The sequence below is a fragment of the Staphylococcus sp. GDY8P126P genome (assembly GCF_017891965.1).
In the GTDB taxonomy this organism is placed as follows: Bacteria; Bacillota; Bacilli; order Staphylococcales; family Staphylococcaceae; genus Staphylococcus; species Staphylococcus saprophyticus.
Genome location: NZ_JAESKG010000005.1, coordinates 104,231 through 122,634, shown reverse-complemented (window position 1 = coordinate 122,634; position 18,404 = coordinate 104,231). Strand labels below are relative to the sequence as shown.

Here is an 18,404-nt window from a genome sequence, read left to right as displayed (position 1 = left end):
GTGTGTATTGGCTTCATAGCCGTCAATAAATATATCATATTTACCTATGCAAATCAATAGTTTTTGTCCATTAATTTACACATTATAAAGAACGACTAAGCCCATCTATTAGTCGTTCTCAATTAAGTCGTTACGCAATAAAATTTTATTTGATTCTTTCTAGTTCATCTAAGAACTTGTCTTTTTTAACTTTAATAAATGTACCCTTCATACCTAATGAACGAGATTCGATTACACCCGCACTTTCTAGTTTACGCAAGGCATTTACAATAACTGAACGTGTAATGCCGACTCTATCTGCAACTTTTGAAGCGATTAGTAAGCCTTCTTTACCACCTAGTTCTTCAAATATATGTTCAATCGCTTCACTTTCAGAATATGATAATGAGTTGATCGCCATACTAATAGCTGCTTTATCTCTTGCCTCTTGTTCTACTTCATTATGTTTTTCACGTAATATTTCCATACCGATAACTGTAGCTGCGTATTCACCTAATACCAAGTCGTTTTCAGAAAAATCTTCTGTCACACGTCCTAGAACTAATGTACCAAGTCTTTCCCCACCACCTAAAATTGGGAAAATTGTTGTTCTGCTATCACCGAATAAATCATTATTTTCAGGTGGGAAAACAGTTAGTACATTATCAATACCAATATTGGATTGTGTTTCTTTCACATCCATCAATTGATCTGTATATTCTACAGGGATATGTCTATTTTCTAACATTTCGATGATACGTTCATTTTTTAATAATTCATTTAAATTCGAACCTAAAATTTTACCTTTTCTTGAAACTATAAAAACATTTGTTACTGTCACACTACTTATCGTTTGTGCTACATCTTTAAAATCTACCGCAATACCTTTATGCTTTTGCAAAAGTGTATTTAATTCTCTCGTTTTTGATAATAAGCTCATATTCCTACTCCTTTATATTTATATTATAAAATAAATGCACTTAAATCTTTGTTTGTTGAAATTGATTTCAACTTATCATCAACATATTGTGGTGTAATATCTACAACCGCATCGGGCATACTTGGTGCTTCGAATGATAAATCTTCTAGCATTTTTTCAAGTATAGTATGCAATCGACGTGCACCAATGTTATCAGTATCTTGGTTTACTTGGAATGCAATTTCTGCTAATCGTTTAATTGCTTCATCTGTAAATTTAACCGTTACTTGTTCTGTTTGTAGTAACGCTTCATACTGTTTGATAAGTGATAATTTAGGTTCCGTCAAGATTCGAACAAAATCTTCAACTGAAAGACTTTCTAGTTCAACGCGAATTGGAAAACGGCCTTGCAACTCTGGAATTAAATCACTTGGTTTAGACACGTGGAATGCTCCAGCACCAATAAATAGCATATGTTCAGTGTTAACAGTACCATACTTTGTTTGAACCATGCTACCTTCAAGAATTGGTAATATATCTCTTTGAACACCTTGGCGAGATACATCTTGCCCTGAATTTTGATTATTTGTTGCAACCTTATCTATTTCATCAATAAATATAATGCCCATTTGTTCAGCTAATTCAATAGCTTCTTGGTTAGCTGTTTCTTGATCAATCAATTCATCAGCAAATTCATCAGTTAATATCTTACGTGCAGTTTTAACTGGAACTTCTCTTTCAACTTTTTTCTTAGGCATTAATTGGTTCATCATGTCTTGCATTTGTTGGTTTTGGTTCGTACCTAACATGCCCATAGCAGCTGGATCTTGTTCAACTTTTAAGCGTACCTTCTCATCTTCTAATTGACCATTTAATAATTGTTGCTTAATTTCTGAACGTTTCGTTTTCACTTCATCAGTAGGTGTTTCTTCTTCGTCATCATTATTTTGACCAAAATTAGGGATTGAACCACCAAATAAAGATTCAAATGGGTTATTACTGTTCGTATTGTTATTAGCTTTTTTCTTCATACTAGGTACTAACAATTTCACTAACTTTTCATTCGCTTTATCTTGGGCTTCATCTTGTACCAATGCCTTTTTTTGATCTTTTACAAGTCTAACAGCAACATCTACAAGGTCTCTAACCATGCTTTCTACATCACGTCCAACATAACCTACTTCTGTAAATTTAGTTGCTTCAACTTTAATAAATGGAGCGCCAACTACCCTAGCCATACGTCTTGCAATTTCCGTTTTACCTACACCCGTAGGTCCAATCATCAAAATATTTTTAGGTGCGACCTCTTGTTTTTCTTCTTCAGTTAATAGACTTCTTCTATATCTATTTCTTAATGCAATTGCAACCTTACGTTTAGCATCGTCTTGACCAACAATATATTCATTAAGTTTTGATACAATATCTCTAGGTGTTAATTTTATTCCATTTGTCTCCATATGATACGTTACCTCCATTAATTTTGTGCTTTAAAACAACTTATAATTTATACATGTTTACTATTGCCAATTAATTCTAAATTTAGACATTTTCATTAATTTATTTACTCAGCTATAAATTCTCAACTATAATTTGGTCATTTGTAAATACACAAATATCTGAAGCAACTTTCAAACTTTCATAAGCCATTTCGCTCGCAGACAAATGTGTTGCATTACGTTTTAGCGCTCTACCTGCACTTAACGCATAGTTACCACCTGATCCAATTGCAATCAAATTATCATCTGGTGCGATTACTTCTCCTGTACCGCTAACTACTAAGATTGATGTTTCATCCATTACAATCAACATAGCTTCTAGCTGACGTAATTGTTTATCGCCTCTCCACTCTTGTGCTAATTCCACTGCAGCTCTTTCTAAATTCCCACTAAATTGTTGTAATTTTGTTTCGAATTTTTCAAATAGAGTGAACGCATCTGCTACACTTCCAGCAAAACCAGCTAATACTTTATCATTATATAAACGTCTCACTTTTCTCGCTGTTTGTTTCATGATGACTTGTTCACCTAGAGTAACTTGACCATCTCCAGCCATTGCTGCATGTCCATTATGTTGTACTGCAAATATTGTTGTTGCATGTATAGATGTACTCATTATTTAATTCTCCTTTTTTGCACGAGGATGTGCATTTAAATATACTTTTCTTAATTGTTCATTTGTCACATGTGTATATCGACCAGTTGTTGACAGATTAACGTGACCGAGCAAAGATTGCACTGTTCTTAAATCTGCACCTTGGTTTAACATGTGTGTCGCAAATGTATGTCTAAGTTTATGAGGATGTATCTCTGTAACACCGGCCGTTCGTTTCACTACGTCGTTCAATACATAACGAACGCCACGTTCAGTGATAGGATCGCCTTTCATATTAACTAATAAATAATCGTGATCACTATTTAATTTAGGTTTGAATGACGCTAAATATCGTTCCATACTTTGTTTACAAAACTCGCCAAAGGGGATAAAACGTTCTTTGCCACCCTTACCTAATACCTTTACACCTGGCGACGTCATATCTATGTCTTGTTCTTTTATATGCACTAACTCTGAAACTCTAATACCAGTAGAATAAAGTAGTTCTAAGATTACCCTATCTCGCAAGCCTTTTTTTGCATCATTTTCAACCGTGTCAAATAATGCTTCCATTTCCTCTTCATAGAAAAAATGTGGTAAATAATGTTCTTTTTTCGGATGTACCAATTGTATGAACGGATTTACCACCGCTTCATCTTGTGTCATCCAATATTCATAAAAACTTCTCAGCGTAGAAATTTTACGTGAAACTGAGGTTCTTTTCAAGTTTTTTGAATATAAGTAACTGAGATAGTTCCTAGCATCTTTGTATTCAAACGCATTCAAATCTAAATGTTCTTGAGCTAAGAAAACATTAAATTGTTCTAAATCATCATGATAGGATTTTAAAGTGTGCTCTGAAAATTGTTTTTCTACTTTTAGCATATATAAATACGCTTGTTGGATTTTTTCCAATAAAAACCCCTCCATCAACATAAATTGTAGCATATTGATAGAGGGGTCTGCGAAAAATAACTATTAAATTGAGTAAAACTTTCAAAATTTTCGGAAAGAATTATAAAAATACAATATTTTATAGCGTTTGTTTATAATTATCTAAATATGTTAAAGCACGATCTGCTAATTTTTCATAACGTAATTTTTTATCTTTTAATTTCTTTTCCAATGTTGGTAGTAAACCAAAGTTAGCATTCATTGGTTGGAAGTTTTTTTCATTTTTGGCATGTGAAATATAATATGCCATGCTACCTATCATTGTTTCTCTAGGGAAAATGACTTCTCCCTTGTTAAGCATTTTATGTGCTACATTGATACCTGCAACGAGTCCACTAGCGGCGCTCTCTACGTATCCTTCAACACCAGTCATTTGACCTGCGAAATAAAGTTCTTCTCTTCCTTTTAATTCATAAGTTTCAGTTAAAACATCAGGCGAATTGATGAATGTGTTACGGTGCATGACACCATATCTAACTATTTCAACATTTTCTAATCCTGGAATTAATCTGATGACATCTTTTTGAGCTCCCCATTTTAAATGTGTTTGGAAACCTACAATGTTGTATAGTGTTCCTGCAGCATCATCCTGGCGTAGTTGTACGACAGCGTATGGTCTTTCGCCTGTTTTAGGATCTTCGAGACCCACGGGTTTCATTGGACCGAACAATAATGTTTTTCTACCACGTTCAGCCATTACTTCAAATGGCATACAACCTTCAAAGTATTTTTCTTTTTCAAATTCATTTACAGGTGCAACTTCAGCTTCCATGAGCGCATCGTAAAATGTATTAAACTCATCTTCTGTCATAGGACAATTCAAATATGCGGCTTCACCTTTATCATAGCGGGATTTCAAATACACTTTATTCATATCAATACTGTCTTTTTCAATAATTGGTGCCGCAGCGTCATAGAAATACAACTGATCTTTTCCAGTTGCCTCCACAATTTCGTTTGCTAACTTGTCTGTCGTTAGAGGACCTGTTGCAATAATCGTATATCCTTCAGGTATGCTATTAATTTCTTCATTTAAAACTGTGATATTTGGATGATTTTTTAATGTTTCAGTCACATAGCCAGCAAAATCATGTCGATCGACTGCTAGAGCGCCACCGGCAGGCACACGCGCTTTATCCGCTGCACTGATAATTAAAGAATCTAACTGTCTCATTTCTTCTTTAAGTACACCGACAGCATTTGTTAAAGCATTGCCTCGTAGTGAATTCGAACATACGAGTTCTGCAAATTTATCGGTATGATGTGCAGGTGTCTGTTTCACCGGCCTCATTTCTATAAGATTTACTTTTACGCCTCGTTGCGCTAATTGATATGCTGCTTCTGAACCAGCCAAACCAGCACCTACTACATTTACAACTTGAGTCATTCGATTTCCTCCCATAATTAAAAAGCAACTTAGACATCGTATCATAAATATAAATACATGCATCTACATTATATATATATGTGTCATAAGTTGCTGTTATTGTTTAAACTATTTCTTTCATAAATACGATTGCAAGCGTAAATTCGCTATACTATATTACTTTTGCTCTTCTTCTTTGTAATCACAATTTGAACATACTACTTGGCTCTTACGTCCTTGTTTTTTCTCAACTAAGTAATGCTCACATTTAGGACAATCTCTTCCTATCGGTTTATCCCAAGTTACAAAATCACACTCTGGATATTTAGAACAACCATAAAAAATACGATTCTTTTTAGATTTACGTTCTACAACGTCGCCTTCTTTACACTTAGGACAAGTCACACCAATTGTCTTAACAATAGCTTTTGTATTTCGACAATCTGGGAAATTTGAACAAGCCATGAATTTACCATAACGACCCATTTTAATAACCATAGGTGAACCACAGACTTCACAGTCTTCACCAGCAGGTTCATCTTTTATTTCTATTTTTTCCATTTCTTCTTCTGCGCGTTCTACATCCTGTTTGAAACTACTGTAAAAATCTGAAATCACTTTTTTCCAGCCAATCTCACCATCGGCAACTTTATCCAATAATGTTTCCATGTTTACTGTAAAGTCAACATCGATAATTTCTGGGAAGTAATCTTTAACTTGTTCATGAACAATTTCGCCCAATTCAGTTGGCACAAAACGTTTACTTTCATTTTTCACATAATTTCTTTTCTGGATTGTATCGATTGTTGGTGCATATGTGGAAGGACGTCCAATTTTCAATTCTTCCATTGTTTTCACTAAACGCGCTTCAGTATAGCGTGGTGGTGGTTGAGTAAAATGTTGTGATGGTTCAATGTTCGTAGCTGTAACCATTTCACCTTCACCAATATTTGGTAATTTGTTATCTTTACCATCTTCACTGTCATCTTTGGTTTCAACATATAAAGTCATAAAACCTTTAAATTTGATTGTCTGTCCATTTGCTCGGAATTTGATGTCATTTTGCGTCAAATCCATTGCAACTGTATCTAAAATTGCAGGTGCCATTTGACTGGCAACAAAACGTTCCCAAATTAATTTATATAATCTATGTTGATCTCTAGTTAAGAAATTTTTCATTTCATTTGGTGTACGTAAAGTACTAGACGGTCTGATAGCTTCATGGGCATCTTGATCGCCTTGACCTTTTGATTTTCGATTAGATGTATAGTCATTACCATATGTTTCTTGAATGTAATTTTTCGCTTCTGATTTCGCTTGGTCTGAGATTCTTGTTGAATCTGTACGCATATAAGTGATTAAACCAACTGTACCTTGCTTTTTCAAATCTATACCTTCATATAGTTGTTGGGCTAACATCATTGTTTTACGTGCTTTGAAATTCAATTTACGAGCTGCTTCTTGTTGAAGTGTTGACGTTGTAAAAGGATTAGCTGGATAACGCGTTTTTTCCTTTTTAGTCACTTTAGTCACTTCAAACTGATCGCCATCTAACTGCGTAGTAATTTTTTCAACATCTGCTTTTTCAGTTAATTTAAATGGTTTATTTTTAAAATGAAGAAATTTAGCTGTGAATTTTGTTTTCTTATATCTAAATTCGCCTTCAATTTTCCAATATTCTTCTGGTTTGAAATTTCTAATTTCATTTTCACGATCTATAACTAGTCTTAATGCCACAGATTGTACACGACCAGCAGATAACCCTTTTTTAACTTTTTTCCATAATACAGGTGAGATATTATAACCGACTAAACGATCTAGAATACGTCGTGCTTGTTGCGCATCAACGAGTTCCATTTCGATGCCTCTTGGATGTTTAAAACTATCTTTTACTGCATCTTTTGTTATTTCATTAAACACTACTCTATTTTCTGTTGAATCTTCCAAGTTTAATATATTCGCTAAATGCCAAGCAATAGCTTCACCTTCACGGTCGGGGTCACTCGCTAAGAATACTTTTTTCGCTTTCTTAGCATGTTTTTTCAATTCTTTTACAACTGGACCTTTACCACGTATCGTAATATATTTGGGTTCATAATCATTTTCAGCATCTACACCCATTTGACTACGAGGCAAGTCTCTAACGTGCCCCATTGATGCGATTACTTTATATTTTTTACCTAAATATTTTTCAATGGTTTTAGCTTTTGCAGGCGATTCAACTATGACTAAATTTTCTGCCAAAGTAGTTACCCCCTTGCATTTTCTAATTACAAAGATAAATGATAAACGGTGTATTTTGTTTTTGTCAATGTTTTTAATTTTGACTTGATTAAATTTATACCGTTATTTCATCCCAAACTTTATCAATCAGCAGTATTTTTTCATATATTATTAAAAAACAAAGCGTTAAATAAAATCTGTTTTAAAGTTGTGTGTTATTTACTTTTCATATAATAAAATCTTCTAATATATCATCCGCATTCAATACAATTTTCGCACCTTCTTGAGCACTACGCAAATTGCCTAATGTCATTTTATTAAATATTGTACCAGGTAAGACATACACATCTCTATTTTGTTCTAATGCAAATCGCGTCGTGATACTTGTGCCACTATTTTCTGCAGATTCTGTGATAAAGATACCTTTAGAAAGTCCACTAATCAATCTATTCCTTTCTGGGAAATGGTATCTTTTGGGCTTTTCGAGAGGGAGATATTCACTTATAACTATTCCATCTTTTTCAATTTGCTGTCTTATCTCTTTAGTTTCTTTCGGATAATGATGCATATGTCCAAATCCTAATACCGCAATTGTAGGTAACTTAAATAACAAAGCATGTTGATGCGCCATCATATCTGCACCTTTTGCAAGCCCTGATATTATCGTCAAATGATGTTTTTTAAATGAAGGAAAAAATGTTTGAAGTGATTGCCATGTATATTGTGTCGCTTGTCTAGATCCAATAATAGCTAGGGTACGAGGAGATTGCATTAAAGTGAGCTTACCGCGATAAAATAGGATTAGGGGTGGATCATAAATTTCTCGCAATAACTGTGGATATAAACGGTGATTAATTGTTATGAAATGAACTTTCCATGCTTTTAATTGTTTGAATAGTACTTCAAAATTAGTTGTCACATATAATCGGTATACATTTTCATTTTTTGCAGTTATTTTTACTGTTCCCAAAAATTGTTTGAGTATGTATTGTTTATCTACCTTACTATATTTCATAAAAGAGGGAGAAAATCTTAATAATCGATGTATTTGTTGTGTAGATAGTCCAGCAAATCGAAGCTTTAAAAGGTCTAAATCGTTCATTTATCATACTCCTTTATATCTCATATTATACGATAAAATATATATGCTGCGTATTACAAAATTTTGTCAAATGATCGTAATAAGTCATATGATTTTAAAGAGTAATTTTAAATTTCTAAATTGACAACATCTGATGTTTCAATTGGAGATATTAATTTTATTTATCTTTAATTTAGCGGTCGCATTTCTACTATATAAAGTACTTTATCAAATGCATTTTTTTAATTTTAATATCAGCTCATACAACCTAAAAAAGCACAAACTCCGACATACTATCGGAATTTGCGCTGACTTTTAATAAATAAAATTATTTTACAGTCAATAATTGTTCATAGATGCCAGCTTCTTTAGCTGCATCAATTAAAGTTGTACCAATTTCAGAAGGTGTGTCTGCTGTTTTTACACCACAACTGTTAAGTGTTTTAATTTTCTCTTCTGCAGTTCCTTTACCACCTGAGATAATCGCACCAGCATGGCCCATACGTTTACCAGGAGGAGCTGTTTGACCGCCTACGAAGCCTACAACAGGTTTCGTCATATTAGCTTTAATCCATTCAGCAGCTTCTTCTTCTGCAGTACCCCCGATTTCACCAATCATAACGACAGCCTTAGTTTCATCATCTTCATTAAATGCTTTTAATACATCTATAAAGTTTGTACCATTAACTGGGTCGCCACCAATACCAACCGCAGTCGTTTGACCGATACCTTCTTCAGTTAATTGATGTACCGCTTCATATGTTAATGTACCAGAGCGTGATACAACGCCTACATGACCTTTTTTATGGATGTATCCTGGCATAATACCAATTTTACATTCATCAGCAGTAATGACACCTGGACAGTTAGGTCCTACTACACGTGTTTTCTTACCTTCTGAATAACGTTTTACTTTAACCATATCAATTACAGGAATATGTTCTGTGATACAAATAGCTAAATCTAGTTCAGCTTCGATACATTCTAAAATTGCATCAGCAGCAAATGGTGCTGGTACATAAATAACTGATACTGTTGCACCTGTTTCTTTTTGTGCTTCTTCAACTGTATTGAATACTGGAACGCCTTCAACAACTTGTCCGCCTTTACCTGGAGTTACCCCAGCAACAATTTGTGTACCATATTCAAGCATTTGTTTTGTATGGAAAAGGGCAGTTGACCCTGTGATACCTTGTACAATTACTTTTGTATTTTTATCAATAAATACGCTCATCTTCGTGCTCCCATCCTTTCCTTATGCTTCTTTAACAAGTTTTACGATTTTTTGTGCGCCTTCAGCCATTGTAGCTGCTGGTTCAATTGCTAATCCAGATTCTTTAAGAATTTCTTTACCTCTTTCAACATTTGTACCTTCTAAACGTACGACAAGTGGTAAAGTAAGCTCGACTTCTTTAACTGCAGCAACAATACCTTCAGCGATAATGTCACATTTCATAATGCCACCAAAGATATTTACAAAGATACCTTTTACATTTTCATCACCTAAGATAATTTTAAATGCTTCAGTAACTTTTTCTTTAGTTGCGCCGCCCCCTACGTCAAGGAAGTTAGCCGGATTACCGCCAAAGTGATTGATTGTATCCATAGTTGCCATTGCTAAACCAGCGCCGTTAACCATACAACCAATATCACCATCTAAAGCGATATATGATAAATCGTATTTAGAAGCTTCGGTTTCTTTTGGATCTTCTTCTTCTAAATCACGTAATTCTTGAATATCTTTATGTTTAAATAATGCGTTATCATCAAAATTAACTTTAGCATCTAATGCTAAAACTTCACCCTCACCCGTAGTAACAAGTGGGTTGATTTCAACGATTGAGCAATCTTTTTCGATGAAAACATTATAAAGTGATACTAAAAATTTAGCTGCTTTATTTATAGATTCTTTAGGAATATTAATGTTAAAAGCAATTCTTCTAGCTTGATATGGTGCCAATCCTACAACAGGATCAATTGTTTCTTTGAATATTTTTTCAGGTGTTTTAGCAGCAACCTCTTCAATTTCAGTACCGCCTTCTTCTGAAGCCATCAAAGTAACTCTATCTGTCGCACGATCGATGACAAAACCAACATAATATTCTTTTTGAATATCGCAGCCCTCTTCTATGTAAAGGCGTTTAATTTCTTTACCTTCTGGACCAGTTTGATGTGTAACAAGTGTTTTACCTAACAATTCTTTAGCATAAGTTTCAACTTCAGAAAGAGATTTAGCGATTTTAACACCGCCTGCTTTCCCTCTGCCCCCTGCGTGAATCTGTGCTTTAACCACGTAAACTTTTGAATCTAATTCTTTTGCTTTTTCTACTGCTTCTTCAGCAGTATATGCTACGCGTCCTTCTGGGACAGCAACGCCCATAGAACGAAATATTGCTTTACCTTGATACTCGTGGATATTCATTCTCCATCCTCCTGTTTCTTAGGTTAAGTTCATATTCAATTATAAGAAATGAAAGCGCTATTGTAAACTCATTTATCCTACTTAATCCAATTATTTTATTTTAACTATTAATTTACCAAAGATTTAATTGGTTCAAATGTTTTTCGATGTTCATTTAAAATGCCATATTTTTTAATTCCATCTAAATGTTGTTGCGTACCATATCCAACATTGTTTTCAAAACCATAACCTGGATATTTTCTACCTAAATCTCGCATATATTGATCTCTGTGTTCTTTAGCTAAGACACTAGCAGCAGCTATCGAAACACTTCTAGCGTCACCTTTAATTAAAGATGTTTGCGGTATATCAATATCCAATGTCATAGCATCTACAAGTAGATGTGTTGGTTTAATTCTCAATCCTTCAATCGCTCTGTGCATTGCTAATTTCGTTGCCTCATAAATATTTATTTCATCTATTTCTTCCACCGAAGCATATCCATATGCATAAGCATACACATCATTCAGTAATTGACCTTCGATTGAATGCCTTTGTTTTGCTGAAAGTTTTTTAGAATCATTTAACCCTGTGAAATGATGATTTTTATTTAAAATAACTGCACATGTAACAACTGGACCTACTAATGGACCACGCCCCACCTCATCTATACCACAAATAAGCGCGTCTGGATTTTCTGCTAAGATGCTATTTTCAAATTCTGTCATTTTCACATAATTATCTAATAACACTTGTTCTTTTTCTAATTGTTTACGTCTTTGTATCATTGCATTTTGCACACCTTTGCGTGCATCATTATTATATTCACTTCGCTCTAATTCACTTATTGACAGCATATGCTGTAACTTACTTTTAATGTCCTTTATCGTTTCGCTCATAATCCATTACACGTCCATTTCGGAAATAATATCAAATGTATACGTACCGATTTTAGCGTTTCTCACTTCGTGTATAATTAAATCTATGACCGCTTCGTAATCAATTTCATTACCTCGTCTTAACAATCCTCTTCTACGGCCTATCGCATCAAACCACTCTATATTTTCTGCTTCTTTTGAAACATCTATTTTATAGTGCTGTATTAAACCGTCATAATCATGTGCTTTCATAAAGTCTAACGCATAGATTGCCACTTCATCTAAGTGAACAATACTATCTTTGATTGCACCCGTAACACTTAGTTTTTTTCCAACCAATTGATCCTCAAATTTTGGCCATAATATACCTGGTGTGTCTAATAATTGTAGCGATTGACCTACTTTAATCCACTGTTGTTGCTTTGTAACACCAGGCGTGTTACCCGTTTTTGCAATTGATTTATTAGCTAATTTATTAATCAATGTTGATTTACCTACATTGGGTATCCCTACTATCATTGCTCTAATCGCACGTGGTTTTAATCCTTTTTGTTTTTCTTTTTCAAATTTTTCTTTGGTTGCTTTGATAGCAGTTTGTTCAACTTGTTTTAGACCTTTACCATGCTTCGCATCAATTGCAACTGGATAAAAGCCTTTTTCTTTAAAATATGATTCCCATTTCTCTAATTCTTTTAAATTTGCCATATCTTTTTTATTTAAAATAACGACTCTAGGCTTTTGTTGTATAACCTCATCAATCATTGGATTTCTAGAACTATAAGGTATGCGCGCATCTACAAGTTCAAATACAACATCTACTTTTTTTAATTGCTCTGAAACTTCTCTTTTTGCTTTGGCCATATGACCTGGATACCACTGAATTACCATATATCTCACCCTTCTATTACTTATGACTTTTATCAATTTTGTTTATTATTTTATTCGTTCATACCGTTTAGTTTGCTTTAGCATCATAACACGTTGGTGCATGTGTTATAAACAAATTAATTAGATAATCACTGTTCATTCTTAATTTTATAACAAAAAAAACAGCAAGTGCATGATATTTTCATTTTTATTTACAATACCAATGATTCATTAAACAATAACTTGAATTTCTAACCTTTCTTTGTAAAAATTAAAAACCTAACATTCAAAATTAAAATTTTTCTAAATAATAATAGTTATTTTTATCTAAATACTAAAAATGTAGATACAATAGAATTATATTAAACAAATAAATAGGAGATTGCCTATGAAACAAAAATTATTATATCTTTGTTTATTCGTAACATTGGCAGTCGTTGGCCATAGTTACATCATATATAGATTTATTCATGATGGTGTTTTATTCACGGGTCCTAATGATGGTATGGAACAAATGGTGCCGATACAAATGTATCTATTTGATAACTGGCATCATGGTAATTTCTTTTATGCTTCAGATTTTGGACTCGGTGGTGATTTTTTTAGTGACTTAAGCTATTACTTCTCCACAAATATTATTTTTATCATAAATGTGATTGTAATTGTTTTATTAAAGACGTTTATAACACTGGATACTACTCATATTATGTTTTGGATGACCAATGCACTCATTGTTTCTATTTTTAAATCTGCGCTTGCAATGCTTGCGACTTATCTATATGTCCGTTATATAGCTTTAAATAAAAAAATTGCCGTTCTAGCTGCGTTCATTTTTGTAATTTCACCAATCTATTTCAGGTTCACAGTATATTGGCCATTTTTCAGTGATGTTTTTATTTGGTTACCGTTGTTATTGTGGTCAATCGAACGTTTTTTAAAAAGTGGGAAGATTGGTTTCTTTATCATTATAGTAGCCATTACATTAATCAATAATTTTTATTTTGCATATTATCAATTATTAACTGGATTAATTTATTTAACTATCAGACTAGTGTTTAGACATCAAGCTGATATCATTCCTAGGTTCAAGTCTTTCATGTCTTTATTTATTGCATCAGTTATTGGATTAGGATGTAGTCTTCCATTCTTTTTCCCAGCAATTCAAAGTTTCTTTAATAATAGACGCACACCTTTTGACGGTAATGTAGATTTATTTGAGCCATTCAATCAAAATACCAATGTTTTTTATGATAATTATTTAATCGTAATATTATTTATCACTGGTCAGGCGTTATTATCATTCAAATTATACAAACATTATTATTTCAAATTATTTGCAATTTCTACGCTTATATTAATTTGTGCTAGTTTTGTTCCTTTTATCGATCAGATATTTAATGGCTTTTCAGCGCCACAAAAACGTTGGCATTATTTAATAGCATTTAATTCTGCAGTTTTAATTGGCTTATATGTAAAATATTTTCGGACAATTTCTATACCAAACTATATTTTTTCATCCGTTATCTCATTAAGTATTATTGGCTTAAGTGCATGGTATTATGATGATGTTGTAGCATGGGTTTGGTTCGCACCCATAGTGAGTTTAATTGGCTTTTTAATTCTATTAATCAATGAATCTCATATCAAACTTAAACTTACACATTTATTTGTTTTATCAATAATGATTTTAACAGTCTTAGTTTCTACTGTATTTATACGAAATCAAATTTATTTTGAAGACCATGTCAAACGTGCTAATGCTTATTTTGTGAATGCAAGCCTTTTTAACACACCATTACAACAGCAATTAGTTAAAGATATGAATACACATAAACTTGAAGATGAGCGCATAGATTGGCGTGTCAATGAACAAGACAATACGCCCATGTATCAACAATTTAAAGGACTAAGTATCTATTCTAGTATATTTGATCATCACATATTAGATTTTTACTATGATGAGCTAAAAATCAATATGCAAGAAGAATCAGTGAGTAGATATCAATCAACCAATGGGCGTCAAAATATGAGCAGTTTATTTTCTATTAAATATCTAATGGTCAAGCGCTATCAACATAATATTCCTGCATACTTCAAAAAGATTAAAAACGATGGTCAATATGAAATTTATGAAAACACTTTAAATTTACCATCTGTACGTGTTTCTAATAAAAAGTATAATTCAAATGATTTACATAACCCTATTGATAAAGAACATGCAATGATGGATGGCGTTATTTTAAATAATAAAGGTGCATCTTATACGGCAAAGGCACCAAATTTATTAAATCAAACTCGTATCACGTACAAAGATATAGATAACAAACGCAATCATCAAATACATGCTTCTAAAAACGATAGCCATGTACAAATTCATATACCTAAACATTTAAGACAACGTTATCATGACTTTTATTTAACGATTAAAGTCAAACGTGGTCTACCAGATAGTAATTTTTCAGTCCAAATAAATAACTATACAAATAACCGCTTGTACAACAATTCGACTTATCGAACAGGTGTGGATACACAACTTTATAGAACACAACCTGATAAAAATGGTAATATAAATGTTGGGCTAAGCCCAACAGGTAATTACTATCTAGATATTCAAAGTTTGCATGGTGAAAACTACAATCATTTAAAATCAGCATATGCAAAGCAAAATAACGATGGACATTATACAGATATTAAAAATGGCGTGAAGGTTAAGTTAGGTCCTCACGAAAAAGGAATCGCTACGATTAATATACCGTATCGTGAAGGCATGACTGCATATGTCGACAACAAAAAAATTAAACCATTAAATGTGAATTATATGATGACTGGCGTGCCAGTTTCAAAAGATAGCAAAGAAATCATAATCAAATATCGTCCAAAATATTGGTATACGGTTACTGCTATTTCAATTATTTTCATTATAGGATCGCTATCATGGTTTATGAGAAAGAGATATAAAAACAAATAAATTCATAATTTAAAAGGAGTTTGTCGGAGATGAGGTATAACCATGTTTCGTAAACTTTGGTCTCACAAAGTTTCAAGATTATTTTGTATTATAGCAATGGGCATTTTAGTTGCACTATTAACATTTACACCGTACATCTATCGATATATAACGCAAGGTAATGTATTTAGTGGATCAGGTGACGGTTTTAGGCAAATGATGCCCTTTCAAATGTACCTTTATGAACACTTTAGCCAATTCAAACAACTTTATGATCACTCATTTGGGCTAGGTGGCGATTATGTTAAAGACTTATCATATTATTATTCGACCTCACCTTTAACATGGATTAACTTCATTTTTGTTTGGTTTTCAGAGATTTTATTTAATAGTCATCCTAACCAAATAAGTTATTGGGCAAGCAATCAAATTATTGTTGCTTTTGTCAAAGGTGTTGTCACGTTTGTCATTTCATTTTACTTTTTTAGATATTTAAAATTTAAAAATTATGCTACGTTGCTTGCTGCAATGCTTTATGCTTCATCAACGACTGTGATTTATTTTAATTTCACTTGGTCGTATTACGGTGATTTACTTATTTTCCTTCCTTTATCATTACTAGGTGTTGAACGATTTTATAAAGAAAAGAAAATTGGTTTATTCATATTCGCCATTGCACTAACCTTATTTTCAAATTTTTATTTTAGTTATTACGAAGCGATTGTCCTCCTAGCATACGTCGCTTATAGGTTTATCTTTCTACATCCAACTGATTTGGTTTCTCGGAAACAACAACTTATTTTGATTCCTATTGCAGTTATTTTAAGTACTTTAATAGGCATCTGGGGCTTTTATACGGGCGTTACTTCATTTTTCAATAACGATCGAGTTAGTAACCCGTATTTTAAAATTCCACTGTTCACTGATTTCGCACGTCAAAAGCATTTTTTCACAAATGGTTTTTATATTACAGTGTCTATAATAACTGTGGTCGCTTTATTATCTTTTAAACTATACAAACATTATTATTATAGATTATTTGCAATTGCTACGTGGATCATGTTGATTGGGTCACTTACACCACATTTCGATAGCATGTTCAATGGATTTTCAACTCCAGAACGTAGATGGGTATACATATTTGCAATCATGTCTGCTGGCTTAATCGCCCTATTTATCCAGCACCTATCGGAATTAACTCTGAAACCCTATATCTTAACCTGCATTCCAGTATGTATCATCATGCTAGTCATGAATATTATCGTTACAGATCAAAAAATGTCATGGATGATTATTTGTTTCATACTTATGGTATTTATCGCTTTATTATTATTTAAGAAAAACTTATTACAAAATCATTGGTTTAAGGTATCCATAATAGTTTTATTTGTAATTCAACAAGCATTCATATTATCTAATGATTACTATAATAATGTGAAAAGATATGAATCTACAAAACAAGCCATACAGGACTCTGATTATCATAGCCCAGCTTTAGCCAAAAAAATAAATGCAATCAACCACCAGCAAGATGATCCATTACATCGTATCGATTATATGTCTCAATATGGATTAAATTCACCAATGATTTACCATTTTAATGGCATTGCTTTATATTCAAGTATTTTCGATGGCGATATTTTAAAATATTATGATAAAACACTACAAATCAATATGCATACAGATAAAAACAGCACGTATCGTTTATTATCTAATCGCGCCAACTTAATGGCTTTATGGCATGTAGAAGACCGTATTCGTCGGCCTGATGATTTAAATATGCCCTATGGATTTACACAGAAAGATATAGTTCATCATTCTAAAAAAGAATCATTTATACATTCAGTTAATCAAATCCATTATCCAAGTGCACACATTACAGATAAGGTTTATAATGCGAATGATTTAAAATCACCCTTAGATAAAGAACAAGCCATGCTACAAGGTGTCGTTTTTGACAATAATACAGAAGCCAATCAATCGTTCAAGCCGAATAAAAACTTATTATCCGATGCTTCTGCAACACTAAAAGATGCACATAGATTAGATAATCATCAACTGATTATAGAAAAAGACAATGGTGGTATAAGTTACCAATTGCCTTCGTCTATTGCTAATAAATATAAAGATATGTACGTTGAAATGGATGTTGAATTACTTTCTCCAGATAAGGAACATGACGTTGGTATTAACGAATACAATCAACATCGTAATGAGTTATCTTATAAATATAGACGTTTTGTAACACCAGTCACAATGAGGGTTAAAGCAAACGAAAAACTTAATCTTAAATTGTCTAAAGGTAAGTATCGAGTGAATGTTAAAGGCATATATGGCGAAGATTATCATACCTTGCGCCATGCATCTAGTTCATTAGACGCTGTTAAAGTCACACAACAACGTAATGGCTATACGATTCATAAGCATAAAAATGATGCAGGCTACTTAGTCTTGCCAATGGCGTATAGAGATGGGATGCAAGCCTATGAAGGAGATAAAAAAGTCACTGTAAAGCAAGGTAATGGTATAATGACTGTCATTCCTGTTGATAAAGGACAAGAAATAATCAAACTCAAATATGCACCACCTTACCATAAAACATTAATTATTTTGACGGTGATAGGTATCATCTCAAATATTATTTTTACAAAGCGCATTTCAAAATCTTCAAAAAGAGAAATTTAAGGACATATTTTTT

13 protein-coding genes are annotated in these 18,404 nt (G+C 32.9%); 2 read left to right on the top strand and 11 right to left on the bottom strand.

Annotation, left to right across the window (positions count from 1 at the left end; translation table 11 throughout):
- Positions 1-145: 145 nt before the first annotated feature.
- The 11 genes from codY to ylqF all read right to left on the bottom strand — a co-directional run bounded on the left by codY (position 146) and on the right by ylqF (position 12,780).
- Positions 146-919 (bottom strand): GTP-sensing pleiotropic transcriptional regulator CodY, encoded by a 774-nt coding sequence (gene codY / locus KA893_RS09930; protein ID WP_115338565.1) that lies wholly within the window; start codon positions 917-919, stop codon positions 146-148.
- A 23-nt stretch (positions 920-942) separates the two neighbouring features.
- Positions 943-2,355, bottom strand: coding sequence for an ATP-dependent protease ATPase subunit HslU (gene hslU / locus KA893_RS09925; RefSeq protein WP_115338566.1), 1,413 nt, complete (start codon positions 2,353-2,355; stop codon positions 943-945).
- Positions 2,356-2,467: 112 nt separating this feature from the next.
- Entirely contained in the window at positions 2,468-3,010 is a 543-nt protein-coding gene (gene hslV, locus KA893_RS09920) for an ATP-dependent protease subunit HslV (RefSeq protein ID WP_041080451.1), read from the bottom strand.
- Between the two features lie 3 nt (positions 3,011-3,013).
- Positions 3,014-3,904, bottom strand: coding sequence for a tyrosine recombinase XerC (xerC, locus tag KA893_RS09915; protein WP_037538546.1), 891 nt, complete (start codon positions 3,902-3,904; stop codon positions 3,014-3,016).
- Between the two features lie 118 nt (positions 3,905-4,022).
- Positions 4,023-5,330: an FADH(2)-oxidizing methylenetetrahydrofolate--tRNA-(uracil(54)-C(5))-methyltransferase TrmFO gene (trmFO, locus tag KA893_RS09910; protein WP_041080450.1), complete on the bottom strand. Its 1,308-nt coding sequence runs from the start codon at positions 5,328-5,330 to the stop codon at positions 4,023-4,025.
- Between the two features lie 156 nt (positions 5,331-5,486).
- Positions 5,487-7,553: a type I DNA topoisomerase gene (gene topA / locus KA893_RS09905; RefSeq protein ID WP_002483473.1), complete on the bottom strand. Its 2,067-nt coding sequence runs from the start codon at positions 7,551-7,553 to the stop codon at positions 5,487-5,489.
- Between the two features lie 205 nt (positions 7,554-7,758).
- A complete protein-coding gene (gene dprA / locus KA893_RS09900) occupies positions 7,759-8,634 on the bottom strand; it encodes a DNA-processing protein DprA (protein ID WP_069821932.1) in 876 nt (291 codons plus the stop codon).
- Between the two features lie 307 nt (positions 8,635-8,941).
- A complete protein-coding gene (gene sucD / locus KA893_RS09895; RefSeq protein ID WP_002483475.1) occupies positions 8,942-9,847 on the bottom strand; it encodes a succinate--CoA ligase subunit alpha in 906 nt (301 codons plus the stop codon).
- 21 nt (positions 9,848-9,868) lie between these two features.
- On the bottom strand, positions 9,869-11,035 hold the full coding sequence (sucC, locus tag KA893_RS09890; protein WP_002483476.1) for an ADP-forming succinate--CoA ligase subunit beta: 1,167 nt from the start codon (positions 11,033-11,035) through the stop codon (positions 9,869-9,871).
- Between the two features lie 107 nt (positions 11,036-11,142).
- Complete coding sequence (locus tag KA893_RS09885) at positions 11,143-11,913, bottom strand: ribonuclease HII (protein WP_037538550.1); 771 nt, start codon at positions 11,911-11,913, stop codon at positions 11,143-11,145.
- A gap of 6 nt (positions 11,914-11,919) precedes the next feature.
- Complete coding sequence (gene ylqF, locus KA893_RS09880) at positions 11,920-12,780, bottom strand: ribosome biogenesis GTPase YlqF (protein WP_069795372.1); 861 nt, start codon at positions 12,778-12,780, stop codon at positions 11,920-11,922.
- 367 nt (positions 12,781-13,147) lie between these two features.
- Here ylqF and KA893_RS09875 point away from each other — a divergent pair, with 367 nt between their 5' ends.
- Positions 13,148-15,727, top strand: a complete 2,580-nt coding sequence (locus KA893_RS09875; protein WP_129303516.1) for a YfhO family protein — start codon at positions 13,148-13,150, stop codon at positions 15,725-15,727.
- Between the two features lie 42 nt (positions 15,728-15,769).
- Positions 15,770-18,391 (top strand): YfhO family protein, encoded by a 2,622-nt coding sequence (locus KA893_RS09870; protein WP_194375939.1) that lies wholly within the window; start codon positions 15,770-15,772, stop codon positions 18,389-18,391.
- The last annotated feature ends 13 nt before the right edge of the window (positions 18,392-18,404 follow it).